Below are 24,759 nucleotides of genomic sequence, written 5' to 3'. Positions count from 1 at the left end.
AATATACCACAACCCTCTATTTTATGCAACTGGGGCATCTGATGCTAGAATAAGGAAAGCTGATTTTGATCAGGAAGCGAAGCGAGACATCCATGCTGATCCAAATATTCGATAATGGTTTTGGATACCTTTCCGCGCTGCTGCAAATCTTCTTTTGACAAAAACTCTCCCTCTTGGCGCGCTTTGACGATGTTATAGGCTGCGTTGGTTCCAAGGCCCGGGATCGCATTGAACGGCGGTATTAAGGAGTCTCCGTCAATTACAAATTGATCCGCGCTCGAACGGTACAGATCGACCTTTTGAAAACGAAAACCGCGCTCCGTCATTTCCAGAGCAAGTTCAAGCACAGTCAATAAACTTTTTTCTTTGGGCGAGGCATCTAAACCTTTGGCGTTGATTTCTTCCAACCTGGATCTGATAGCGGCTGTTCCTCTCACCATCGCTTCTATATCAAAGTCTTCCGCCCGCACAGTAAAGTATGCAGCGTAATACAGCAGAGGCAGATGCACTTTAAAGTAGGCGATTCGCACCGCCATCAGAACATAGGCGGTGGCATGTGCTTTTGGGAACATGTATTTGATTTTCTTGCATGAGTCAATATACCATTCCGGCACTTTCTTATTGCGCATTTCCTCTTCCATTTCTTCGGTCAGGCCTCTCCCTTTTCGCACAAATTCCATGATTTTAAAGGCAAAGGCCGGGTCCAGGCCTTGGTAAATTAAATAAACCATAATATCATCGCGGCATCCGATGACGTCGCTTAGCTCGCAAATTCCATTTTGGATAAGCTCTTGAGCATTTCCGAGCCATACATCGGTGCCATGAGATAGTCCTGAAATCTGCACCAGCTCGGAAAAAGTGGTCGGTTTCGTGTCTTCCAGCATTTGCCGAACGAAGCGCGTACCGAATTCCGGAATACCCAGCGTGCCGGTTTTACATAAGATTTGTTCAGGGGTCACTCCAAGCGATTCCGTGCCGCTGAAAATCTTCATCACTTCAGGATCGTCGGTCGGAATCGTTTTCGGATCAATGCCTGAAAGATCTTGAAGCATCCGAATCACCGTTGGATCATCGTGCCCGAGAATATCAAGCTTCAGCAAATTGTCGTGAATGGAATGAAAGTCAAAATGAGTGGTGCGCCATTCGGACTTATCACTGTCTGCCGGATACTGGATAGGTGAAAAATCATAGATATCCATATAATCGGGAACGACAATAATACCGCCGGGGTGTTGGCCAGTCGTCCGCTTCACTCCTGTGCAGCCTTTCGCCAGCCTATCGACCTCTGCCCCGCGGAGCTGCAGATTATGATCAGCTGCGTATCCTTTCACATATCCGAAGGCTGTTTTATCAGCGACCGTTCCGATCGTACCTGCCCGATACACATTGTCTTCACCGAACAGGACTTTCGTATAATTATGGGCGCGCGGCTGATATTCACCCGAGAAGTTGAGGTCAATATCCGGCACTTTATCGCCTTTAAAGCCTAAGAATGTTTCAAACGGAATGTCATGGCCGTCCTTTGTGTAAGCAGTGCCGCAATTCGGGCAGTTTTTGTCCGGCAAATCGAAGCCTGAACCGACAGAGCCGTCATTAAAAAATTCAGATGTCTGGCATTTTGGACAAACGTAGTGGGGCGGCAAAGGGTTCACTTCTGTGATCTCTGTCATCGTGGCGACAAAAGAAGAGCCGACAGAGCCCCGCGAACCAACCAGATAGCCGTCATCAAGCGATTTCTTTACAAGCTTATGAGAAATGAGGTAAATTACGGCAAACCCGTGGCCGATAATGCTTTTTAATTCCTTTTCCAAGCGGGCTTCCACGATTTCAGGGAGTTCTTCTCCATAAATGCTTTTTGCCCTGTCATAGCTCATGTTGCGAATTTCCTCATCCGCACCTTCAATTTTTGGTGTAAACAAATCATCCTTAATCGGTTTAATTTCTTCCAGGCGGTCAGCGATGAGATTGGGTGTTTCCACCACGACTTTTTTCGCTTGTTCTTTTCCTAAAAAGCTGAAAGCATCCAGCATTTCATTCGTCGTCCGAAAATGAACGTCAGGAAGTTCATGACGGTTCAGCGGATTGGCTCCACCCTGTGAGCTCACTAATATTTTCCGGTGAATTTTATCGCTTGGATGTAAATAGTGGACATTGCCGGTAGCGGCTACTGGCAGCTGCAGCTTTTCGCCGAGCTCAACGATCTTTCGCAAAATGTCCTCAAGCGCTTGTTCATCGCGCACGAGCTCCAGCTCGATTAAATGAGCGTAGACTTCTTTTGGGTGAATTTCCAAATAATCGTAAAACCTGGCCTTTTTCTCCGCTTCTTCCTTCCCTTTTTGCATCATGCTTTCAAAGACTTCACCTTTGTCGCAGCCTGAACCGATAATTAATCCTTCCCGATGTTTTTGCAGTACGGATCTTGGAATTCGCGGAACCCGATAAAAATAGTTAATATGGGAAATGGAGACAAGCTTAAAGAGATTTTTTAAGCCGGTGTCGTTTTGAGCCAAAATGGTACAGTGATACGGACGCGCCCGTTTATAAGCATTTCCCTCTCCCATATGTGCGTTGAATTGATCATGGTACTCGATCCCTTTTTCAGCGGCATCCCTCAGCATCTTTAATAATAAATAACCGGTGGCTTCCGCATCGTAAATCGCCCTATGGTGCTGTGTCAGCTCGACATCAAACTTTTTAGCGAGTGTATTTAAGCGGTGATTTTTCATCGTAGGATATAATAATCTGGCCAGCTCCAGCGTATCAATAACAGGATTATCTGCTTTGCCCAGCTGGTACCGCTGATAGCCGGCATTCAAGAAGCCCATATCAAAAGAAGCGTTGTGAGCCACTAAAACAGCATCCTGTGTCCATGCTTGAAACTTCTGAAGCACTTCCTCCACTTCCGGAGCCGACTGTACTAAATCATCCGTGATTCCTGTCAAGTTAATCGTTGTGGCTGATAAAGGATGATGAGGATTCGCGAATGATTCAAAACGGTCGATAATTTCCCCATCTTTAATTTTTACAGCCGCCAGTTCAATGATCGTGTCGTAGACGGCTGATAAGCCGGTTGTCTCGACATCGAATACGACATAGGTCTCGTCAGGCAAATAGCGGTGCACCTCATTATAAGCAATCGGAACACCATCATCCACTAAATTCGCTTCGATCCCGTACAGCACTTTAATGCCGTGTTTCTTTCCCGCACTGTACGCCTCAGGGAAGGATTGCGCGACCGCATGATCGGTAATCGCAATGGCCTTATGCCCCCACTTGCTCGCTTGGGCAACCAAATCACTCACTGGTGTTACAGCATCCATTTGACTCATTGGCGTATGCAGATGCAGTTCCACTCTTTTTTCTTCAGCCGGCGCCGTATCCTCGCGGGTAACGGGAGCCACCTCGTTAATATCGTTGGCAATCATGACCAAATCGCGGACGAACGTGTCATTTTGCACGGTACCTCTTGCTTTCAGCCACATGCCCTTCTTCACTCTGCCGAAAAGAGCCGCATCTTCTTTGTCGCGGGAAAACATTTTCACCAGCAGCGAATCTGTATAATCCGTTATTTTAAAAGTTAAAAGTGTGCGTCCGCTGCGAAGTTCTTTTGTCTCCGCCTCAAACACATACCCTTCAATGGCTATTCTCCGCTCTTCATCGCGAATGTCTTCCAGCCTTTTAAAATCCGCGTCATTTTTTATCTTCAAGCCGATCATTAACGGGCCCTCGTATTCTTCTCCACCCTCGCCGGCATTCGTTTCCCGTTTTTGCATTTCAGCAACGGCTTGCAGCGCCCGTTCAGCATCTTCTTTATGCTTAGCTTCTAAAAACTGCTGAAATTCTGTGTCTTTGTTCTGCTCGGAAACTTCGATGCCCAGACTGACAGGTGGAAACCCATAACTTTGATAAATTCTCGAAATCCAATCCCCGTATTTGCCTTTCAATGCCAGCCCTTCCGCTTCGTTATGAACGCGGACAATCAGTTTATTCCCTTCAATTTCAGGAAGACGGCGGTTTAATAAGGCAAGCATCGGCGGCGATATACCGTCTAATTGCTTAATGCAAAACATCCAATAATCCGCGAGGAGCTCCTCTGAAACGTCTGTTTTTTCCGCTTGAACAGAAAAGGTAACGGCAGCGATTTCTTTAAACGCATGAGTTAACGCATGAGCAAATATCTCTAGCACTTGACATGGAACGATCTGTTTCACTGCAAACAAGAAATGCCATCTCTTGGATTTGCGCTCGACGGTCAGCTTTGAAATTTCCGCTCCTTCAAAATGCTTGATGATTGTATCATCCGTCAGCTTTAGCTGCTGCAGCAGCAATTGAAACCGTTGGCGTTTGCCCTGGGATTCTGTACTCATCCTTATGCCTCCCAAATGTATTTTGCCCGGGACTAAAAAAGGCGCCTGCAGCAGGCACCTTTTTTATTTATCCCGCATCAGCCGGACAGCCGCTGCCCCCTTCGCCTGTTGGCGTCAGGAAGGCGCCGCGCCGGCAGTTGCCTGGCTTGTGGACCGGTTATTTTCTAATGGAGAAGTAATCATCCACTCTTATAAAGTTTGATAAAGTTCATGAATTTTAGCTGCTAGTTGATTTTCAGGCACCTCGATCATTTCACCGCTATGGCGGATTTTTAATTCAACAATGCCTTCGGAAGCTTTCTTGCCGACAGTGATGCGAAGCGGCAAACCGATTAAATCGCTATCAGCAAACTTTACACCCGGCCGTTCAGCCCGGTCATCCATTAACACATCATAGCGGTTCTCACGTAGCATGCTGTAAATGCGCTCGGCTAAAACGCGCTGATGCTCATCCTTCATATTGATCGGAATGAGATGCACATCATACGGTGCAAGTGCTTTTGGCCAGACAAAGCCTTTCTCATCGTTAAACTGTTCGGCGACCGCTGCTAACGTCCGGGATACTCCAATCCCGTAACAGCCCATAATCATCGGCTTTGACCGCCCGTTTTCATCCAGGTACGCAGCATTCATCGCTTCACTATAGCGCGTGCCGAGCTTGAACACATGCCCAACTTCAATTCCTTTGGCAAACTTAATAACCCCTTGACCATCTGGTGAGATATCGCCTTCTTGAATGAAACGCAGATCGGCGTACTGGTCGACGGTAAAATCTTTCTCAGGATTGATGTTGATATAGTGGTATCCTTCTTCATTCGCCCCGCTCACACCGTTTGTGAGTGCTTGAAGCGCCCGATCCGCTACTATTTTCACCTCTTGTTTCACATCGATTGGCCCCAAGGAACCGATTGTACATCCTAGCACTTGACGCACTTCCTCCGGCGAAGCCAACTCTACCTGCGCTGCCTGGAATAAGTTTTTCAGCTTAATATCATTGACTTCGTGATCCCCTCTTACCAGCACTAGGACATATTCTTCATCCACTTTAAACAGCAAGGATTTGATGCATTTTTCAGCAGATACGTTCAAGCTCTCCGTCACTTCGGCGATTGTTTTGATGCCAGGTGTGGCTACTTTTTCTTTCTCCAGCTCCGCTTCATTTCCTTTTTCGTATGCTGTCACAACCGGTGCCATTTCGATATTGGCGGCATAATCCGACTGATCGGAGTAGGCGATAGTGTCTTCACCAATTTCCGATAGCACCATGAATTCATGCGTATCTTTGCCGCCCATCGCCCCGGAATCGGCGATGACGGCCCGGAAATTTAAGCCGCAGCGTTTGAAAATATTGGAATAGGCTGCAAATATTCTTTCATACGTTTCGTCCAGGCTTTCTTGAGACGAATGGAAGGAGTAAGCGTCTTTCATGACAAATTCCCTGCCGCGAAGCAATCCAAAGCGAGGACGCTTTTCATCGCGGAATTTTGTCTGAATCTGATAGAAGGTCAGCGGCAGACGCTTGTACGATTTAATTTCATCACGAATTAAGCTCGTGATGACCTCTTCATGTGTGGCACCAAGGGCAAATTCCCGCTCATTGCGGTCTTTTAAACGCATTAATTCAGGACCATACGTATACCAGCGGCCTGATTCCTGCCAAAGCTCAGCCTGCTGCAGAGCCGGCATTAATAATTCAACCGCTCCCGCCGCGTCCATTTCTTCGCGAACGATCTCTTCCACTTTGCGCAAAACTTTCTTACCGAGCGGCAAATAACTATATACCCCGCTGGCATTCTGCCGGATAAAACCAGCTTTAAGCAGCAGCTGATGGCTTTTTACTTCCGCATCAGCCGGAATTTCTCTCAATGTAGGAATTAACGTTTGGCTTTGTTTCATTACACGCACCTCAAACTATATTATTGTAAAAAGAATCGCTGAATATCATTCCAGGTCACAACGATCATTAACATGATTAATAAAGCAAATCCGACAAAGTGCACCATTCCCTCTTTCTGGCGATCAAGCGGCTTGCCTCTAATAGCTTCCACCAGGAAGAATAATAATCTTCCGCCATCCAGCGCAGGCAGCGGCAGCAAGTTCATAATTCCGAGGTTGATGCTTAACACACCCGCCCATTTCATCAAGTTGATGATCCCTGATTTGGCTATTGTTTCTGTGGAAACATAGATGCCGACCGGACCAGACAGCATATCAATTGAAAATTGCCCAGTGACTAATTTCCCCAGCAGACGGAATATTTCAATCGTCCAAAAATAGGTCTCCTTCGCCCCGTATACAATGGATTGGAAAAAGTCTTTTTCCATCGGGCTGTATGCACCAATGACTCCAATCTTCTGATCTTCAACTTCCCGAATCGTAGGCGTTACGGAAATGTTCAATGTTTCTTCTCCGCGCTGCACTGTAAATTGCATTTCTGTTTGAGGATTCTTTTGAATGGTCGCTTGAATATCCTTCCAGCTGGAGACTGCTTCCCCGTTGATGCTGATGACTTTATCTCCCTCGGCTAGTCCAGCTTCAACCGCTGCACCTTCAGGGACCAGAGGGCCGAGCTTCGCTTCATTGGTTGGCACCCCTTGAATAATGGCGATAATCGTAAACACAATAAAAGCTAATATAAAGTTAAAGAGCGGTCCGGCAAAGATTGCCATGGCTCTTTGACCAAGTGTTTTGGAATCAAATTGACGGTCCCAGGGAGAAATTTGACTTTCAACCCCATCCTCCACCAGCACAGCTTCCCGGTGGATAGAGAAAGTTTTCAGTTCTTCTTCTCCGTCTTCATAGCCGCGGATCGTCAGCTGATGCTCTAAATCTGCTTGTTCAACTTCAATCACCCGCGCCTCAGGATAGCGATCCTTGCCGTTCACGATGATTTTGACGATCTCTTCCTTTTCATTAAATAGGACACCGATGCGGTGACCCGCCTTCAAATCCACCATTTCCGGATCTTGACCGGCCATGCGGACGTATCCTCCTAACGGCAACAACCGCAATGTGTAGGTTGTTTCGCCTTTTCGATGGTAGAAAACTTTCGGCCCGAGCCCTATGGCGAATTCGCGGCAAAGGATGCCCGCCCTTTTGGCAAATATGAAGTGGCCCAATTCATGAAAGAAAACCAAGGCTCCAAATATAACAATAAACGCAATAATAGAACTCAAATGTATAACCACCTTTTTATAAAAGTGAGTGGACGAATAATCTCGCTTCCTTGTCGGTTTGCTGGATGGTCTCTAAATCAGGGTGAACAATGAGGGTGTGCTGTTCCAACGCCCGCTCGACCAGTTCATCTATTTGTAAGAATGAAATTTTCCCGTCCAGAAAAGCCGCTACCGCCGCTTCATTAGCAGCATTGAGCACCGCAGGCATCGTTCCTCCGGCTTTGCCGGCCTGGTAGGCTAAGGCCAGCATGCGAAAACGTCCTGTGTCCATTTTCTCAAAATGCAGCCGGCCTATTTCAGTTAAATTCAGCCTTTTTGCTTCCGATCTCGGCAAGCGGTCTGGATAAGAAAGCGCGTACTGAATGGGAACGCGCATATCCGGTGTGCCCAACTGAGCCATCACCGAGCTGTCATGAAATTCCACCATTGAATGGATAATACTTTCTCGATGTAAAATAACATCAATTTGCTCATATGGCAACTTAAATAACCAATGAGCTTCAATCACCTCAAGCCCTTTGTTCATCATGGTAGCTGAATCAATGGTGATTTTGGCTCCCATCGACCAGTTCGGATGATTTAAAGCTTGCTTTACCGTCACATTCTGCAGCTCTTCCCGGGAGCGATCGCGAAAACTGCCGCCGGAAGCTGTCAGTATTAACCGTTCGATATTTCTCGGCTGCTCTCCTTGCAAACATTGGAAAATCGCCGAATGTTCACTGTCAACAGGCAGAAGCTGCACTTGCTGTTTCTCTGCAGCCTCCATCACAAGATGCCCGGCGGTGACGAGCGTTTCTTTATTAGCTATAGCCACCGTTTTGCCTGCTTCAATCGCCTGCAAAGTCGGAAACAAGCCAACGCTTCCCAAAACCGCATTGACGAGTATATCCGCTTCGGAAAAGACGGCGACCGCTGCAAGTCCCTCTTCCCCGTGCATCACGGCAAGAGACGGGTATTCAGAGCGCAGGCGGTCCGCATCGTCCCTAGTTAGAACAGAGACAAGCTTCGGCTGAAACTTAGCAATAATCTTTCTTGTTTCCTCAATATTTCTTCCAGCTGAAAAAGCGACTAAGGAAAACGCTTCACTATGCTGATCGATCACATCGAGCGTTTGCATCCCGATGGACCCTGTAGCCCCTATAAGACTGACCTTCTTCAAACTATTCATCTCCTCAAACAAACTCTAATTCACAATTTGCAAAATATGGATAAGCGGAAAGACAAACAGCCAACTGTCCACACGGTCTAATATGCCGCCGTGTCCCGGCAAAATCGCTCCTGAATCCTTGATGTGAAAATGCCTCTTTAAAGCCGACTCCGCCAAATCGCCAATTTGCCCGGCAACAGACAACACAGCCGTTGCCAAAAGCAGCTGCGGCAGTTCTGTTTGCAGATCCGCAAAGAAGAAGAACAATAAAGCAATCAGCACCGCTGATAAGATGCCTCCCAATGATCCTTCAATGGTCTTTTTGGGGCTGATTTCAGGCCAAAGCTTGTTCCTTCCGAAGGAACGCCCGATAAAATACGCCCCCGAATCGGTTGCCCAAGTAATAAATAATGCAAAAAAAACAAATAGAGCACCTGCTTCCCGGGTTTCCATGAAATAATGAAAACCGAAGCCGACATACAGCACAGATAATGTGCAGAAGCCGGCGTCTTCAAACGTGAAGCGGTTTTTTGAGACAACCATATATACGAGCAGCAGAAGGACCATCAGCAAGATTAGCTGCAGCTTATCGTATCCGGCTTGTACGATCGCCTTGGTGTATCGCTCAGGAATCAACAGCACAAACAGCATGAGAACCGACAGTGTGCCAGGGGCGGAAAGCAAAGGGATTTTTTTCATTCGCAAGGCTTCTCCGAGACCGATCACGGCCATTAAATACGTTAACAGCACAAACGGCCATCCCCCGTAAAGCACAATCGGCAGGAAAGCAGCTGCCGCTATGACAGCTGTAACAATTCGTTGCTTCATTTTTCTACTCCTAACTATCATCCAATTCGTTATTTATCTGTAAGACCGCCAAACCGCCGGGTACGCCGCTGGAATGCTTCCACGGCTTCAAGCAAATCCGCTTCAGTAAAATCTGGCCACAGCACATCTGTAAACCAAAACTCCGTGTAGGCAAGCTGCCAGAGCATAAAGTTGCTAAGGCGAATTTCTCCGCTCGTGCGGATCAATAAGTCCGGATCAGGCAAATGGCGAGTCATTAAATAGCGAGAAAATAATTCCTCACTAAGGTCATCCTCGCTTAGTATACCACTCTTTGCGTCACGAATGATGTTTTTTACCCCGGCCATAATTTCTGAGCGGCTGCCGTAATTTAAAGCGAAATTGAGAACAAGCCCGTCATTTCCCGCGGTTTCTTTCATCGCTTTCTCCACAGCGTATAGCGTGTGGGCTGGGATTTGTTCGCGGTCTCCCATCATCTCCACCCGCACGTTCTCCTCAATTAACTCCGGCAAAAACGTGCCGAGAAATTCTTCTGGCAGCTTCATCAGGAAATCAACTTCGACTTTCGGTCGCTTCCAATTTTCTGTCGAAAAGGCGTATAAAGTCAATGCTTGAACGCCGAGATTGCTGACAAGCCGTGTTACTTTCCGAACCGTCTTCATGCCTTCATGGTGCCCGGCCATTCTGGGAAGAGCTCTTTTTTTGGCCCATCTTCCATTCCCGTCCATTATAATAGCAATATGCTTAGGCACCGGCTCTTGCTTAATTTCCTCTATTCTATTTTTTGGATTATGGCTTTCCTTTTTGCTCCATAATTTCTTTTTATTAATCATAAAATATCCTCCAAAATGTAGCATCATCCAATTAAAATTCAATCACTCTCTATTATAATACCAAAATCTATTGATGATTACTTTGTAGAATTTTATGTATTTATTATTTCAAGCGAGCCGCACGTTTAAAAAGAAGGCAAAGGTGCATAAGAATAAAAACCCCCTTGCTAAGAAGAGGGTTTAAAACAGTTACACTTCCATAATCTCTTTTTCTTTATCCTTCGAGATGCTATCGACTTTTGCAATAAATTGATCGGTTTCTTTTTGGACATCGTCCGTGTAGCCGCGCAATTCATCCTCCGTGATATCACCGGCTTTTTCAAGCTTTTTGAAATCTTCGTTTGCGTCGCGGCGAATGTTGCGGATCGCCACCTTGGCATCTTCCGCTTCTTTCTTCACGAGCTTAACTAATTCTTTCCGGCGCTCTTCAGTCAGCGCTGGAAAAGCTAAACGAATAACGGATCCATCATTGGATGGGGTCAATCCAAGGTCGGATTTAAGAATCGCCTTTTCAATATCGCCGAGAGCCGTTTTATCATAAGGCTGAATCACCAGCAGTCTGGCTTCCGGCACGGAAACCGATGCCAGCTGATTGATAGGCGTCGGCGCTCCATAATAATCAACCATTACCCGATCCAATAATGAAGCGTTGGCACGCCCTGCACGGATGGAAGCTAATTCTCTCGTAAACGCTTGAATCGCTTTTGTCATTCTTTCTTTCATTTGTTCCATTACTTGCTTTGGCATTATTCTTTCCCCCTAACAATTGTTCCAATATTATCTCCCATGACAACTCGTTTAATGTTTCCGCTTTCCGTGACGGAGAATACAATCAGCGGAATGTCATTATCCATACATAGGGAGGAAGCAGTAGAATCCATGACAGCTAGTCCTTCTTTAATGACATCCAGATAGGAAAGCTTCTCATATTTAAAAGCGTCTTTATTCACACGAGGATCAGCGGAATAGACGCCGTCCACATTATTCTTAGCCATTAAAATGACTTCTGCTTCAATTTCAGCGGCCCGCAAAGCGGCAGTTGTATCTGTGGAAAAGTATGGATTTCCGGTTCCGGCAGCAAATATCACGACTCGTTTCTTCTCCAGATGACGAATAGCGCGGCGGCGGATATAAGGTTCCGCTACTTGACGCATTTCAATGGATGTTTGCACGCGAGTTTCGATTCCGAGCTGCTCCAAGCTATCCTGCAATGCCATGGAGTTCATAACGGTTGCCAGCATTCCCATATAATCGGCTGTTGCACGATCCATGCCCATTTCACTGCCTATCTTACCTCTCCAAATGTTTCCGCCGCCAACTACGACTGCGACCTCTACATCCAGTTCAGCAATTTCCTTCACTTGTTCAGCAATTGACTTGATGACGGCTGGGTTAATGCCAAAGCCAGCTTCGCCAGCCAGCGCTTCACCGCTTAGCTTCAATACTACACGTTTATACTTAGGAATGCTCATGTAAACCTCCATATGTAATGGTTTGTTTATTTTCTAATGCTCGCTATATGAAATCCCTCACCAGCAATCGGCAAGGGATTTCCATTTGATGGTTCATTCTTTTCTATGTACTCAATGGAAAAGAATTATTTTTTGACTTGGTTCATGACTTCTTCAGCGAAGTTATCTTGACGCTTTTCAATACCTTCCCCTACACCGTAGCGCACAAGCTCTTTCACTTTTCCGCCTTTAGATGCTACATATTCTCCAACTGTTTGGTCAGGGTTTTTAACGAAAGCCTGGTCAACTAAGCAAATTTCTTCAAAGAATTTACCTAGGCGGCCTTCAACCATTTTAGCGACGATTTTCTCTGGCTTGCCTTCGTTTAAAGCTTGCTGAGTTAATACTTCACGTTCATGAGCTACTTCCTCTTCAGAAACAGCATCGCGTGAAATGTATTTTGGATTTAAGGCAGCGGCATGCATAGCGACGTCCTTAGCAGCTTGAGCATCTGTTGTGCCTTCCAATACCGTTAATACCGCGATGCGGCCGCCCATATGAAGGTATTCCCCAAAAGAGTCGTTGTCACCTTTTGTGACGACTTCAAAACGGCGAAGAGTGATCTTTTCACCAATTTTAGCGATCGCTTTGTTAATGTACTCAGCAACGGTATCGCCGCTGGACATTTTTTGCTCAAGCGCTTCTTCTAAAGTTGCCGGCTTTTTCGCTAATAATTGTTCGGCTAATTCTTTCACAAGCTGCTGGAATCCTTCGTTTTTGGCAACGAAATCTGTTTCAGAGTTCACCTCTAAAATGACCGCCTCATTGCCTTCGCTTTTGATGAAGGCAGTACCTTCTGCTGCGATGCGATCCGCTTTCTTAGCTGCTTTCGCCATGCCTTTTTCGCGAAGGAAATCAATCGCTTTTTCCATATCGCCGTTTGTTTCAGTCAGCGCTTTTTTACAGTCCATCATGCCCGCGCCTGTTTTTTCACGAAGTTCTTTTACCATTTGAGCAGTAACTGCCATAAGAAATCTTCCTCCTTCAAGTCGTATGTAAAGCCTTTATGCATTTATCATCAGCATTCGAAAGGCTTCTATACCTTTCGAATAGCTTTTTTCTTTAAAAAAAGGTGATAAGGGACTCTCGTCTTATCACCTTTTCGTTGCATCTTACTCAGCAGATGCAGCTGCTTCTTCGGCTTGCGCTTCTTCGGCTTCTTCTGCAGTTTCTTCGCCTTGCTTAGCTTCTAGAATCGCATCAGCCATTTTGCCAGTCAGCAATTTAACGGCGCGGATCGCGTCATCATTCGCTGGGATGACATAATCAATTTCATCCGGATCACAGTTTGTATCAACGATTCCGACAATTGGAATATTTAATTTGCGAGCTTCAGCAACCGCAATGCGCTCTTTGCGCGGATCGATAATGAACAGCGCGTCAGGAAGATCTTTCATATCTCTGATTCCGCCTAAGAATTTAACTAAGCGCTCATGCTCTTTTTTCAGTTGAACGACTTCTTTTTTAGGAAGCACTTCAAATGTTCCGTCTTCTTCCATTTTCTCGATGTTTTTCAAGCGCTGAACACGCTTTTGAATAGTTGAGAAGTTCGTTAATGTTCCGCCTAACCAGCGTTGGTTTACATAGAACATTCCAGCGCGTTCCGCTTCAACCTTCACGGATTCCTGAGCTTGTTTTTTCGTACCGACGAAAAGAACCTTCCCGCCGTTTTCAGCTAGTTCTCTCACGAATTTATACGCTTCTTCGACCTTTCTGACGGTCTTTTGAAGGTCGATAATGTAGATTCCGTTACGCTCTTGGAAGATGTATTTCTTCATCTTTGGGTTCCAGCGGCGTGTTTGGTGTCCAAAGTGCACACCAGCTTCAAGCAATTGCTTCATTGAAATAACTGACATGTGTAATTCCTCCTAATGGTTTTTAATGGTCCTCCGCTCTCATCATCTTTGTTCAGAAACTGTATAAATACAGCACCGTCTGTCCAAATCAGGGAGCGTGTGTATTAACACCGTTAGTAAATATAACATAAACCGGCAGTGCAATCAACTATTTTTGCCGGCATTGAAAAATTTCAATGCCAGTTCAATTTCGGTCTTGCCCTTATTTAATTTCTTAGCAATTTCTTCATTGCTCATCCCTTGATTGCGCAGCTGAAAAATCCGGCTTTCGATATTATCCGGGGAAGCGGAAGCCTCTTCCGTTTCCTCTTCCACAGCTTGCTCTTGACTGCTTATCGATTTATATCCATTTGCTGCTCTCGCTCTTTGCAGAGATGGCAGCGTCAGCGCCAAATTGGGTGACGTGCCCTTTGCTCCTTCCGCTTTAGCCGTTTGTTTGTCTGACGGCGCAGGTGGCGGCTCCTTGACCGGTTCGGATAGCTCCCGAATGAATTTCTCGTTTTCTTCTTTCATTTCTATTAGATAGGCTTCCATCATTTCTTCCATGTCCTTCGCGATCTTTTGCTGCTGCTTCTTCACTTCGATCAAACGATTCTGCCTTGTAAACAGCAAGATAACGGCGAACAAGGAAACGGCGTGCAATAGAAATGAAATGAGTATGAAAGCTGTCATCATCATAAATCATTATCCTCTAACATCAATTTGTTGTCCTTTGTAAGGATGGTTTGCATGAGCTTCTTCTGCTTTTTTCTTTCTTCCGTTCTGATGAAGCGGCTGCCCGCTTTCTCCCTCTTCACCCGTCAAGCTCGCCTTTGCCGCTTCTTCTTTTTCAACCACCGTTTTGCGCTTTTTCTCGCGCTCTTTTTCCGCTTGAACACCAGCATATTCCTGCATCAGCTGGCCATGCTGCTGATGCTGCTGGCTGGTTTTTCCCGCTTCCACGCTCCTTGAGAGAGCCAGCTGCATGTCAATCGATTCTAAGCCCACTTTATTTCCCCACCCATCTGTTAATGGTTTAATTTACGGAGCTGGTTTTTCAGTTTAAATATCGCTTTAGAATGAATTTGCGAAATTCTAGAAGTGGAAAGGTTCATGACTTCGCCGATTTCTGTAAGGGTCAGTTCTTCATGGTAAAACAAACTCAGCACCATCTGCTCTTTCGACGTGAGCTTCGTAATTTCCTCCGTCAATTCTTCAATTAGCTCTCCCTTGACAAGCTCTTCCTCGGGCGTTTTCGTCTTTTCATCCTTCAGGACAAAGCCTTTGCCATCCGCTTCATCATGATCTTGAATTTGCTCATCCATGGATAGCACATGGGAGAATAAATGCTCGGTCATCGCTTGATGAACCTCAGCTTCTGACATTCCAAGCTGCTCTGCAACTTCAGCAGCTGAAACTTGGCGCAAGAGCTTTTGTTCCATTTCTTCTATTTTAGCTTCAATTCTTTTCGTTTTTTCTCTCGTTCCTCGAGGCAGCCAGTCCTCTTTACGAAGACCGTCAAGAATCGCTCCGCGGATGCGGAAGGATGCATACGTGTCGAATTTCAAATCCCTGGAAGGATCGAATTTTCGCAATGCATCTAACAGACCCATCAATCCTAAGCTCTTGATATCTTCTTTATTGACGCTCTTCGGCAAATTGGCTGATATCCGCTGTGAATGAAAGGAAACAAGGGGCATGTACCGTTCTACGAGCAAATTTCCTGCATGCGCATCTTGATTACCTTTCCACGCGGCCCATAATCGTTGTTCTTCATTCACGTTGGCTTTAGCCATGCTCATCTCTCCTCCTCGGATTGAACTCGTAGAGAAGTTTATTGTATCTAACCTTATCATCAGGCGGCTGATCTTTTCTGTTTCGCATTTTAAAGAAAGGGATCGTGATTAGACAAGCGCTTCTTCTTTTTCTAACCGTTTTTCACTTCAGGGCGACCTTTACTCATTCATCATGTTGCGAATGACAGCCGCTGTTTTTTCACTGTTAATCTCCGTTTTTTTCTCTGAAGGATTCACTTCCCCATCTGAATTCGCAGAAGCTGCCGGCATCTCTTCCTTCTTATTCTGATCAGAAGATTGCTCCTCATATTCTGTCATATCCGCGTAGCTTCCAGGCGGAAATGCCACATGCAGCATCCACCGCACGATAAATGTCAGTATAAAAAAGACGGCACCAGCAGCAAAGGACCCTGCAATCACCGGCAGGGGCTCCCCTTTTGTGAAAGAAAGCAAAAAATAAAGAGTGAAACCGGCAATCAAACTCCAAATATTCCAGAAAATTGACCCTCTCATTAAATCTCACAAACTCCTTTATTCACCGTCCGAATATGCAGTTGGCACGTGTCCGGATAAAATTCGATCGTCCGGCCGCTGTTTCCTCCGACATCTTCAGCGACGATTTGAATATGTTCCTTTCGCAGCTTTTCCTTTACAGCTTCGACATTTCTTGGACCGATTCTCATGGCATCGCTTTGAGGACTGAATTTAAACATTTGAGCACCGCCAGCAATTTTTGCCTTCAGTCTGAATGACTGCGCACCTTCCTTTTTTAAGAGCCTCAGTAATTCTTCAATCCCGGTATCAGCGAATTTTGCTTTGTTGATATTTTCTGTTTTGGCGAGCGCAGAATCCGGAAGCATGACGTGCACCATTCCCCCCAAGGATAGCCGCTCGTCATAAATGACGACGCCGACGCAGGAGCCCAGCCCGGATGTGCGTATCGATCCGGGAGAACGAACGATATTTAAATCAGCGATCCCTACTTTTACAATTGGCGCGACGCTATTCATTTAACTCGACCCCTAATGCGCGAAAGAGCGGGGGAAAAGACTGCGGGTCAGGAAGCAAAAAGAAATGGCCCTTTACTTCTTCTCTCTCTGTTGCTTCCGCATCCTCGAGCACCGTATCAATCACGATGGCGTAGTCTCCGTACCGGGAGGCTTCCACCAGCCCGTAGCTAATGATAGCCCCAAACATATCGATCGCGAGCTCCGGCACAGATGGATAAAGCTGCAGTTTGGTGAAATCCCCAAGTGCGGATAAATATGAACCGGATAAGATATTGCCGAGCTCCTGCATGGCGGAAAAGCCCAGATGCTTGTCATCAGGACGCTGGAAAGAAAATTCGCGGTCACCGGTCATCTTTTGGATAAAAAGCTCCGCTTGCTCAAAAGACAAGGTAAAAAACATGTTTCCCGTAATATCCCCTTCAATCCGCAAACTGACGCTCACAATTTCTTGGTCGGCTCCGCCGGCCATCTCCATCATGTCGTTAAATGCGGCAATGCGCACACTGGGAACCATCATATCGATCTTTCTATTTAACAGCGTGGACAGAGCTGTTGCGGCGTGACCGGCTCCGATGTTTCCGATTTCTTTTAAGACATCCAAATGAAAATGTTCAATTTGTTCAATATAGTTCATCTTTTCTGCCTCTATTTAAATACTTTTTCTAAACTTAATAGAATTAACAATCTTTTATCAAGCTTAGCCACTCCAGTAATGTAATCCGTTTCTACTGAACCGACCACATCCGGCTGAGGTTCAATAATCTCGCTCGGTATGTCTAAGACATCATTGGCACTGTCAACGACAAGACCAATTTCCATATCTTCGAGAGAGGCGATAATAATTCTAGTGCTTTCACTATATTCTTCGCTCGGGAGATTGAATCTTTTTCTCAAGTCAATGACAGGCATAACGACTCCCCGCAGATTAATCACTCCCTTAATAAAAGGAACTGTTCCGGGCACGCGCGTAATATGCATTAATTTCTCAATTGATTTGACTTGATGAACAGGAAACGCATATTCCTTATCTAATAATTGAAATGCGATTACTTTGATTGCAGACGGAGCTACTGTTTCAGTCATATTGATCCTTCCTTCTACCAATTATTTTATCAAGGCATTGCAGTCAATAATTAAAGCTACCTGTCCGTCTCCTAAAATGGTAGCACCAGAGATAGCGAATACATTCGTCAAATAATTGCCCAGTGATTTCAATACTACTTCCTGCTGGCCAATAAAGGAATCCACCACAAGCCCTGCCATTCTGTCTCCTTTTCGCACAATGACGATGGAATAGTATTCATCCGATTCACTGACTGCCGGCACATCAAAGATTTCTTCCAAGAAAACGAGCGGTACAACTTTCCCCCGGAAATCAATCACTTGCTGTGAATGAGCGTTCAATACATCTTCCTTCTTGACAATCGCTGTTTCAATAATCGATGACAGCGGAATAGCGTATTTCTCTTTCTCCACTTCGACAAGCATGACGGAGATAATCGATAATGTCAGCGGCAATTGAACAGAGAAGATCGATCCCTCTCCTTCTACAGCGTCGATGCTAATGGATCCTCCCAGCGACTCGATAGTTGTTTTTACTACATCCAAGCCCACTCCCCGGCCTGAAATATCGGATACCTGATCAGCAGTTGAAAAGCCGGAGGCCATGATCAGTTCATAAATTTGTTTGTCTGTCAGCGAAGCCGCCTGCTCCTCTGTGACGACCCCTTTCTCTAAAGCTTTGCTCAGCACTTTTTCTTTATTAATGCCAGCGCCATCATCTTCAATTTCTATGAAAACATGGTTGCCGCTATGGAAGGCTTTGAGCTTCACCGTTCCTTCTTCCGGTTTGCCTTTTGCTTTTCTTTCCTCCGGCATTTCAACCCCGTGATCAATCGCGTTGCGGATTAAATGCACGAGCGGATCGCCGATTTCGTCGATGACTGTACGGTCCAGCTCCGTTTCAGCACCGATGATTTCCAGATTGACCTGTTTGTTTAAATCGCGCGCCAGCTGACGAACCATCCGCGGGAAACGATTGAATACCGTTTCTACCGGCACCATCCGCATATTAAGAATAATGTTTTGCAAATCACCCGACGTACGGGACATGCGTTCGACGGTTTCATTTAGTTCGGGGTGATTAAGCTCTCCAGAAATTTGCTCCAGTCTTCCTCTGTCGATCACTAGCTCTTCAAACAGATTCATTAAGATATCCAGACGTTCAATATTGACACGAATGGTCTTATTAGTGACCGCTTTTTGCTTGGTGGATTTTCTTTCCTTCTTCTTGTCCTTCGCTGCATCAGGGGCTTTCGCCTCGGCTGAGGCAGGGACCGGCTTTTTCTCTTCCGTTTCTGAAACGGCTGTTACTTTAAGCGGTTCTAAGACAACTTCACTCACCGTCACAGTGACCACTTCAGAAACTTTTTTCACTTTGCTCTCAATTTCGTTCATGGCGTCTTTCGTGATCAGCGTCACAGTAAACATCTCATCAAATTGCTCTTCTTCCAGCTTTTCTGTGGGAGGGGAAGACTTGACTACTTCTCCGCATTTTTCCAGAACTTCAAAAACCATGAACACCCGGGCCGCTTTAAGAACACAGTCACTTCTTAGTTCAACGGCGACTTCATAGCAAGAGAAACCCTGCTCCGCCGATTGCTGAATCACGGTGCGTTCAAATTCATCGTACGTTAATCCAGCCGAAGACGGCGCCTCAGCCACATCTTGCGCAGAGGCGGTTTCCGCAGCTGCAGAAATGCTCTCTCCGTTTTCGATACTCAATAACTTACTCACTATATCTGTCACATCGCGCTTTCCATCGCCGCCAGCCGCGATGTCGTTGACCATCGCTTCCAAATCATCTATTGACCCAAAGACGACATCCAAGATTTCAGGAGTAACATGGATTTTATGATTGCGAATCGCATCTAGCACATTTTCCATCTTGTGTGTTAAATTGGCTAAATCTTCATAGCCCATCGTAGCAGACATGCCCTTCAATGTATGAGCAGATCGAAAGATTTCATTTACAATCGCCATATCATCCGGGTTTTTCTCTAATTCTAATAGATTCTCATTTACTGCTTGCAAATGTTCCTTGCTTTCGTCAATGAATATTTCTAAATATTGATTCACTTCCACAGGCCGCTCACCCTTTCTGAGGTAAATACTTTTCAATTGTTGCTGCGATTTGATTAACAGCGACAACATCATCCACTAGATGCGTTGCGATGGCCGCTCTTGGCATCCCATATACGACACATGAATCTTTAGATTCTGCAATCGCCCGCACCTTCCCTAGCTCTTTCATCTTCATCAGTCCCTCTGCCCCGTCAGCGCCCATTCCGGTCATAATAACAGCAATTTTCATAAAGCCATCTACTGCGCTGACGGATTCAAATAGCGCGTCTACTGATGGACGATGCCCGTTCACCGGCGGGGACTGATCTAAATGTACCGCTAATGACTCCCCCGCTTTTTTAACTTTCAAATGGTAATTGCCCGGTGCAATGTAGGCTGTATTCTTCCTGATAACCTCCCCGTCTTGCGCTTCTTTTACCGTTATTGCAGAAAGGGAGTCCAGCCTTTGTGCCAGCGATTTAGTGAAGCCTGCTGGCATATGCTGAACGATTAGCACAGGAGCGCCTAAATCAGCAGGCAGTTTTGTCAATACTCTTTGGAGGGCTCTCGGTCCTCCCGTTGAAGTGCCAATCACAACCAGTGGCTTGTCCCTCTGGCCTTCGCGATTCTTAAGGCTAAGCTTCGGCGGGTGGCGAAGCGACTTATTCTCTCTTTCTATAACTAAATTAGAAGGCTGAGGAGCAGCAGGCTCCGCGATCGGCCGAATATTTGCCTCGCTGGCAGCCAGAACTTTTTCGATTAATTCATCCTTAATTCGTTCCAAATCCAATGAAATGGTGCCTGAAGGCTTGGCAATAAAGTCAACCGCACCTCTCTCCATCGCCATTAGCGTCGTCTCTGCCCCTTCTTTCGTCAAGCTTGAGAGCATGACAACTGGTGTAGGCGTATGCTTCATTATATGACTTAAAGCATCCAAGCCATCCATTTCAGGCATTTCCACATCCATTGTCATGACATCCGGCTGATATTTCTCGACTTTAATAATCGCATCTTTTCCGTTGCGAGCAGTGGCCACGACGTCCAATTCTGGATGTGCTGATAAAAAATCTGTAATCAACTTTCTCATAAAAGCCGAATCATCGACCACTAATACTTTTTTCCCTCTCATATCAGCCCCTGCCTTTCAAGAAAAAATGACGAAGCTTTCGGATAAATCCTTCAGGCTCCTGCGTAGCTGGTTCGCCAAAAGAGCCTGTCATGTACTTTCGGGCAGCCTTTTGAAGAGCAATAGAAACCGGTGCATATGGAAAAGAAAGCAAGAATGGCACTTGGTTCGTAACTGCTTTCCTGACGGTGTGATCTTCAGGCAAAACGCCCAGCAATTCCGTCTCTATTTGCAAAAAACGGCTCACCGCTCTCTGCAGCCTGCTTAACGTATCCAGCCCCTCTTCCTTTGTTTCCACTCGATTGCCTATTAGATAAAAGTGTTCATTGCCGCCATGCAAATGCATATATTTGATCATTGAGTAAGCATCCGTTACCGAAGTCGGCTCAGGGGTTGTAATCACAAACACATCCTCCGCCGCCATAGCGATATCCAGCGTTTCTTTTGTTGCTCCAGCTCCCATATCAAATAACAAATAATCATAGTGGTGCTGCAATCTCTCTATGGAAGAGATCCATCTCTCAAAGCGATGCTCATTCCATTCCATTAAGCGGCCAAGCCCGGAGCTTCCCAAAATATAAGCGACACCTTCCGGACCTGTCACGATCAGTTCTTCCAGCGGCGTGTTTTTTTCAAAGAAATCAACGATCGTGCCATCAGCCGTTTGGCCAGTAAGAACATGGAGATTGCCCATACCAATATCCATATCAAATATTAGCACTTTTTTCCCATGACGTGTTAAATCCAGGGCAAAATTCATGGAAATGTTTGATTTTCCAACGCCGCCTTTTCCACTGACGACCGCAATGGTTTTGGCTGTGTCTCCTCTTAATTGATGGAGCTTTTGACGCAGCCCTTCCGCCTGATCATAACTCATGATCGTTCACCCAAAAGGAGATGAACTATTTGCTCTGCATCCGGCACAATTAAGTCATCTGGAACATCCTGCCCATTTGTCAAAAAAGCCACTCCTTTTCGATATTGGCATATTAAGTTCATAATCGTTCCATAGGATGCCGTCTCGTCAATTTTCGTAAAAATAAACTGATCGATCGGAATAAGGGAGAATTTCTCAATAATCTCTTTTAAATCTTTTTCTTTCGATGTTAATGACATCACCAAGCAGCTGGTCATATCTCCTGTAAAGAGCATCATATTTTTTAATTCTTTTACGTAACGGGCATCGCGGTAATTGCGCCCTGCTGTGTCAATATACACGATGTCGTAGGAAGAGAAGCGCTCAATCGCCTCTTTGAATTCTTCCTGCTTATAAACCACCGCAACGGGGACTTTTAAAAGATCCGCGTAGGTTTTCAATTGGTCAATCGCTGCAATACGATAAGTATCTGTTGTAATAAAGGCGACTTTTTTCTTTTTTTCAAGGACGCTGTTGGCCGCCATTTTGGCAATGGTCGTCGTCTTGCCCACACCGGTTGGCCCTACGATATGAATGTACTTACTAATGAAAGGAGCCTTCTTCTGCTGGATTGGACTAATTTTTTGCAAGAGCCATTCACGGCTCCATTCGAACGCCGTCTCTGGATTGACTTGTCCGTTTTCTTGCTTCCATTTGCTTATAAGAACATCCTTCAATTCCGCAATGAACTCCTCCGCAACTTCTTGCTGCTGCAGATGTATCAGCGGACGGCTGAGCTCTTCCGGAAAATGATGAAGAGAAAGAGGTTCCGCATGGGCCTGCTTTTTCATCCATTGCTTTAGTTCTTTAATTTCCTCCGCAAGCTTCTCTGCATCTGACGGGGAAAACTTTTCCGCAGGAGCAGGGCGCACTGGCTCCTGCGCCTTTTTCTCACGGTCAGGATCCACGGCGGCCACAACCTCAATCCCCTTTTTTTTAAATAAGCCAAAAATCCCGCCCGAATACACCGTTTTCGATTGCAAAATAACAGCGTGCGCTCCGAGTTCTGATTTGATTTTTTTCATTGCTTCTGGCATGGAAGATGCCTTATACTTTTTTACCTTCAATCTATATTCACCACCCCAACACTCTGCACTTCCACACTTGGTTCAAGTTCATTATAGGAAAGAATGGGCAGCTGAGGAAAGTATCTTTCCGTAAGCTGTTTCATATACATCCGTATGGCAGGCGAACATAAAATCACCGGTGTTTGCTGCATAAAGGCCACCTGTTCTACTTGAGAAGCAATCGACTCTAAAATTCTTTGGGAGTCTGTCGGATCGATGGAAAGGAAATTGCCATGTTCTGTTTGCTGCACGCTGTCAGCAATCAGCTTTTCAATTCCTCCCGATAACGTAATAACCTTTAATGTCTGATCATTTTCACTATATTGTCTCGTAATTTGCCTTGAAAGGGCTTGGCGAACATATTCTGTTAACAAGTCGGTATCGGAGGTCATCTTTCCGTAATCGGCTAATGTCTCAAAAATGATCGGCAAATTTCGAATCGACACATTTTCTTTTAATAGCTTGGCCAATACTTTTTGCACTTCCCCAACGGATAAAGGATTAGGTGTCACTTCTTCCACTAAAATCGGGTAGGACTCTTTCAGATGATCAATAAGCTGCTGTGTTTCTTGTCTGCCCAGCAGTTCATGGGCATTGGCCTTTATGACTTCTGTTAAATGGGTGGATACTACACTTGGCGGATCGACCACGGTATAGCCTAAAATTTCCGCCTGTTCTTTCGTTTCTTCGGTGATCCACTTTGCCGGTAAGCCAAAAGAAGGTTCAATCGTGTCAATTCCGTTTATGGAATCTTCTTCTTCACTTGGACTCATTGCCAAGTAATGATCTAAAAGCAAATTCCCGGAAGCCATCACATTTCCTTTAACCTTAATTTGGTATTCGTTTGGCTGCAGCTGAATATTATCGCGAATGCGGACGACGGGAATGACTAAGCCCAGCTCCACGGCCAACTGCCGCCGGATCATAACGACCCGATCCAATAAGTCCCCTCCCTGATTGGCATCGGCCAAAGGTATGAGACCATAGCCAAACTCAAATTCAATCGGATCAATATTTAACAAATTCACGACGCTTTCAGGGCTCTTTAATTCTTCCGTTTCGATCTCTTCCTCCGCTTCGATCAGGTCGGCCTCATCTTTTGGCGGTACGCGCTTGAGCATCCATGCGCCGGCTGCCAAAGCTCCGGCAATCGGAATTGTTAATAAATCATTGATGGGTGTTGCGATGCCGAGCAGCAGAATGGTTCCGGCTGCCACATACAGCATGGAAGGATACGCCAGCAATTGGGACATGATATCTTCTCCCAAGTTCCCGTTACTGGCCGCTCTCGTCACTACGATACCGGTAGCCGTGGAAATCAGCAGCGCCGGCACTTGAGAGACGATTCCGTCCCCCACGGTTAGCAGTGAATATCTTGTTGCCGCTTCGGCAAGAGGCAGCCCCTGCTGCGCAGCTCCAATGATGATCCCAAATATCAAGTTGATGATTACAATGATAATTCCAGCAATGGCATCCCCTTTTACAAACTTCGTGGCTCCATCCATTGCCCCGTAAAAATCTGATTCTCGGCTGACTTTTTCACGGCGTTCCTTCGCCTCTTGCTCGGAAATGATTCCTGCGTTCAGATCAGCGTCAATGCTCATCTGTTTGCCCGGCATGGCGTCAAGCGTAAAGCGAGCCGCCACTTCCGACACACGCTCAGAACCTTTCGTAATGACGATAAACTGAATAATAATCAATATTAAAAATACGACCATTCCGACAACGACATTGCCACCAACGACAAATGTTCCAAACGTCTCGACAACGCCGCCTGCTTCACCCTTAGTTAAAATGGAACGCGTTGTCGACACATTTAGTCCTAAACGAAATAATGTCAGCAGCAATAAAAGGGAAGGGAAAATAGAAAATTCCAGCGCTTCTCGCATATTCATCGAAATAAGCAAGACTAATAGCGCAAGAGAAATATTAATAATAATTAATACACTCAGCAGCCAGGAAGGCAGCGGAATAATCAGCATAGCCACGATCAGAATGACACTTAATAACACGGAGATATCTCTTGCCTTCATATTTCTCTCTCC

The 24,759-nt window shown here is 45.7% G+C and carries 22 protein-coding genes; all 22 read right to left on the bottom strand.

Annotated features, from left to right (window positions below):
* Window positions 1-44: 44 nt before the first annotated feature.
* Window positions 45-4,367, bottom strand: coding sequence for a PolC-type DNA polymerase III (locus CEF20_RS05975; RefSeq protein WP_100330947.1), 4,323 nt, complete (start codon window positions 4,365-4,367; stop codon window positions 45-47).
* A gap of 189 nt (window positions 4,368-4,556) precedes the next feature.
* On the bottom strand, window positions 4,557-6,263 hold the full coding sequence (locus CEF20_RS05970; RefSeq protein WP_100330946.1) for a proline--tRNA ligase: 1,707 nt from the start codon (window positions 6,261-6,263) through the stop codon (window positions 4,557-4,559).
* A 20-nt stretch (window positions 6,264-6,283) separates the two neighbouring features.
* Window positions 6,284-7,543, bottom strand: a complete 1,260-nt coding sequence (gene rseP / locus CEF20_RS05965; RefSeq protein WP_100330945.1) for an RIP metalloprotease RseP — start codon at window positions 7,541-7,543, stop codon at window positions 6,284-6,286.
* A 16-nt stretch (window positions 7,544-7,559) separates the two neighbouring features.
* Window positions 7,560-8,702, bottom strand: coding sequence for a 1-deoxy-D-xylulose-5-phosphate reductoisomerase (gene dxr / locus CEF20_RS05960; RefSeq protein ID WP_100330944.1), 1,143 nt, complete (start codon window positions 8,700-8,702; stop codon window positions 7,560-7,562).
* Window positions 8,703-8,726: 24 nt separating this feature from the next.
* Window positions 8,727-9,518, bottom strand: coding sequence for a phosphatidate cytidylyltransferase (locus CEF20_RS05955; protein ID WP_100330943.1), 792 nt, complete (start codon window positions 9,516-9,518; stop codon window positions 8,727-8,729).
* Between the two features lie 29 nt (window positions 9,519-9,547).
* Window positions 9,548-10,330, bottom strand: a complete 783-nt coding sequence (locus CEF20_RS05950; RefSeq protein ID WP_100330942.1) for an isoprenyl transferase — start codon at window positions 10,328-10,330, stop codon at window positions 9,548-9,550.
* A gap of 189 nt (window positions 10,331-10,519) precedes the next feature.
* On the bottom strand, window positions 10,520-11,077 hold the full coding sequence (frr, locus tag CEF20_RS05945; RefSeq protein WP_100330941.1) for a ribosome recycling factor: 558 nt from the start codon (window positions 11,075-11,077) through the stop codon (window positions 10,520-10,522).
* Window positions 11,077-11,802: a UMP kinase gene (pyrH, locus tag CEF20_RS05940; RefSeq protein ID WP_100330940.1), complete on the bottom strand. Its 726-nt coding sequence runs from the start codon at window positions 11,800-11,802 to the stop codon at window positions 11,077-11,079. The genes frr and pyrH overlap by 1 nt, the downstream gene beginning before the upstream one ends.
* 125 nt (window positions 11,803-11,927) lie before the next feature.
* The gene (tsf, locus tag CEF20_RS05935; RefSeq protein WP_100330939.1) at window positions 11,928-12,809 is read right to left on the bottom strand and encodes a translation elongation factor Ts; all 882 of its coding nucleotides are present in this window, start codon (window positions 12,807-12,809) and stop codon (window positions 11,928-11,930) included.
* Window positions 12,810-12,953: 144 nt separating this feature from the next.
* Window positions 12,954-13,697, bottom strand: a complete 744-nt coding sequence (rpsB, locus tag CEF20_RS05930; RefSeq protein ID WP_100330938.1) for a 30S ribosomal protein S2 — start codon at window positions 13,695-13,697, stop codon at window positions 12,954-12,956.
* Window positions 13,698-13,841: 144 nt separating this feature from the next.
* Window positions 13,842-14,375: a DUF6115 domain-containing protein gene (locus tag CEF20_RS05925; RefSeq protein WP_100330937.1), complete on the bottom strand. Its 534-nt coding sequence runs from the start codon at window positions 14,373-14,375 to the stop codon at window positions 13,842-13,844.
* Window positions 14,376-14,381: 6 nt separating this feature from the next.
* Window positions 14,382-14,684 carry a hypothetical protein gene (locus tag CEF20_RS05920; RefSeq protein WP_100330936.1) on the bottom strand — a complete coding sequence of 101 codons (303 nt, stop codon included), beginning with the start codon at window positions 14,682-14,684 and terminating at the stop codon, window positions 14,382-14,384.
* A gap of 20 nt (window positions 14,685-14,704) precedes the next feature.
* A complete protein-coding gene (locus tag CEF20_RS05915) occupies window positions 14,705-15,472 on the bottom strand; it encodes a FliA/WhiG family RNA polymerase sigma factor (protein ID WP_100330935.1) in 768 nt (255 codons plus the stop codon).
* Between the two features lie 159 nt (window positions 15,473-15,631).
* Window positions 15,632-15,985 carry a hypothetical protein gene (locus CEF20_RS05910; protein WP_100330934.1) on the bottom strand — a complete coding sequence of 118 codons (354 nt, stop codon included), beginning with the start codon at window positions 15,983-15,985 and terminating at the stop codon, window positions 15,632-15,634.
* Entirely contained in the window at window positions 15,985-16,482 is a 498-nt protein-coding gene (locus CEF20_RS05905; RefSeq protein ID WP_100330933.1) for a chemotaxis protein CheD, read from the bottom strand. Before CEF20_RS05905 ends, CEF20_RS05910 begins: the two co-directional genes overlap by 1 nt.
* On the bottom strand, window positions 16,475-17,116 hold the full coding sequence (locus CEF20_RS05900; protein ID WP_100330932.1) for a chemotaxis protein CheC: 642 nt from the start codon (window positions 17,114-17,116) through the stop codon (window positions 16,475-16,477). The genes CEF20_RS05905 and CEF20_RS05900 overlap by 8 nt, the downstream gene beginning before the upstream one ends.
* An 11-nt stretch (window positions 17,117-17,127) precedes the next feature.
* The gene (locus CEF20_RS05895) at window positions 17,128-17,565 is read right to left on the bottom strand and encodes a chemotaxis protein CheW (RefSeq protein ID WP_100330931.1); all 438 of its coding nucleotides are present in this window, start codon (window positions 17,563-17,565) and stop codon (window positions 17,128-17,130) included.
* A gap of 21 nt (window positions 17,566-17,586) precedes the next feature.
* Window positions 17,587-19,626, bottom strand: a complete 2,040-nt coding sequence (locus CEF20_RS05890; protein WP_100330930.1) for a chemotaxis protein CheA — start codon at window positions 19,624-19,626, stop codon at window positions 17,587-17,589.
* 7 nt (window positions 19,627-19,633) lie between these two features.
* The gene (locus tag CEF20_RS05885; RefSeq protein ID WP_100330929.1) at window positions 19,634-20,734 is read right to left on the bottom strand and encodes a protein-glutamate methylesterase/protein-glutamine glutaminase; all 1,101 of its coding nucleotides are present in this window, start codon (window positions 20,732-20,734) and stop codon (window positions 19,634-19,636) included.
* A 1-nt stretch (window position 20,735) separates the two neighbouring features.
* Window positions 20,736-21,608 (bottom strand): MinD/ParA family protein, encoded by an 873-nt coding sequence (locus CEF20_RS05880; protein WP_100330928.1) that lies wholly within the window; start codon window positions 21,606-21,608, stop codon window positions 20,736-20,738.
* The gene (gene flhF / locus CEF20_RS05875; protein ID WP_100330927.1) at window positions 21,605-22,714 is read right to left on the bottom strand and encodes a flagellar biosynthesis GTPase FlhF; all 1,110 of its coding nucleotides are present in this window, start codon (window positions 22,712-22,714) and stop codon (window positions 21,605-21,607) included. The genes CEF20_RS05880 and flhF overlap by 4 nt, the downstream gene beginning before the upstream one ends.
* On the bottom strand, window positions 22,711-24,747 hold the full coding sequence (flhA, locus tag CEF20_RS05870; RefSeq protein WP_100330926.1) for a flagellar biosynthesis protein FlhA: 2,037 nt from the start codon (window positions 24,745-24,747) through the stop codon (window positions 22,711-22,713). Before flhA ends, flhF begins: the two co-directional genes overlap by 4 nt.
* Window positions 24,748-24,759: the final 12 nt, after the last annotated feature.

Source organism: Bacillus xiapuensis (assembly GCF_002797355.1).
Taxonomy (GTDB): domain Bacteria; phylum Bacillota; class Bacilli; order Bacillales; family Domibacillaceae; genus Bacillus_CE; species Bacillus_CE xiapuensis.
The sequence above is the reverse complement of the archived record's forward strand: the minus strand, read 5'-3'. Positions and strand labels throughout refer to the sequence as shown.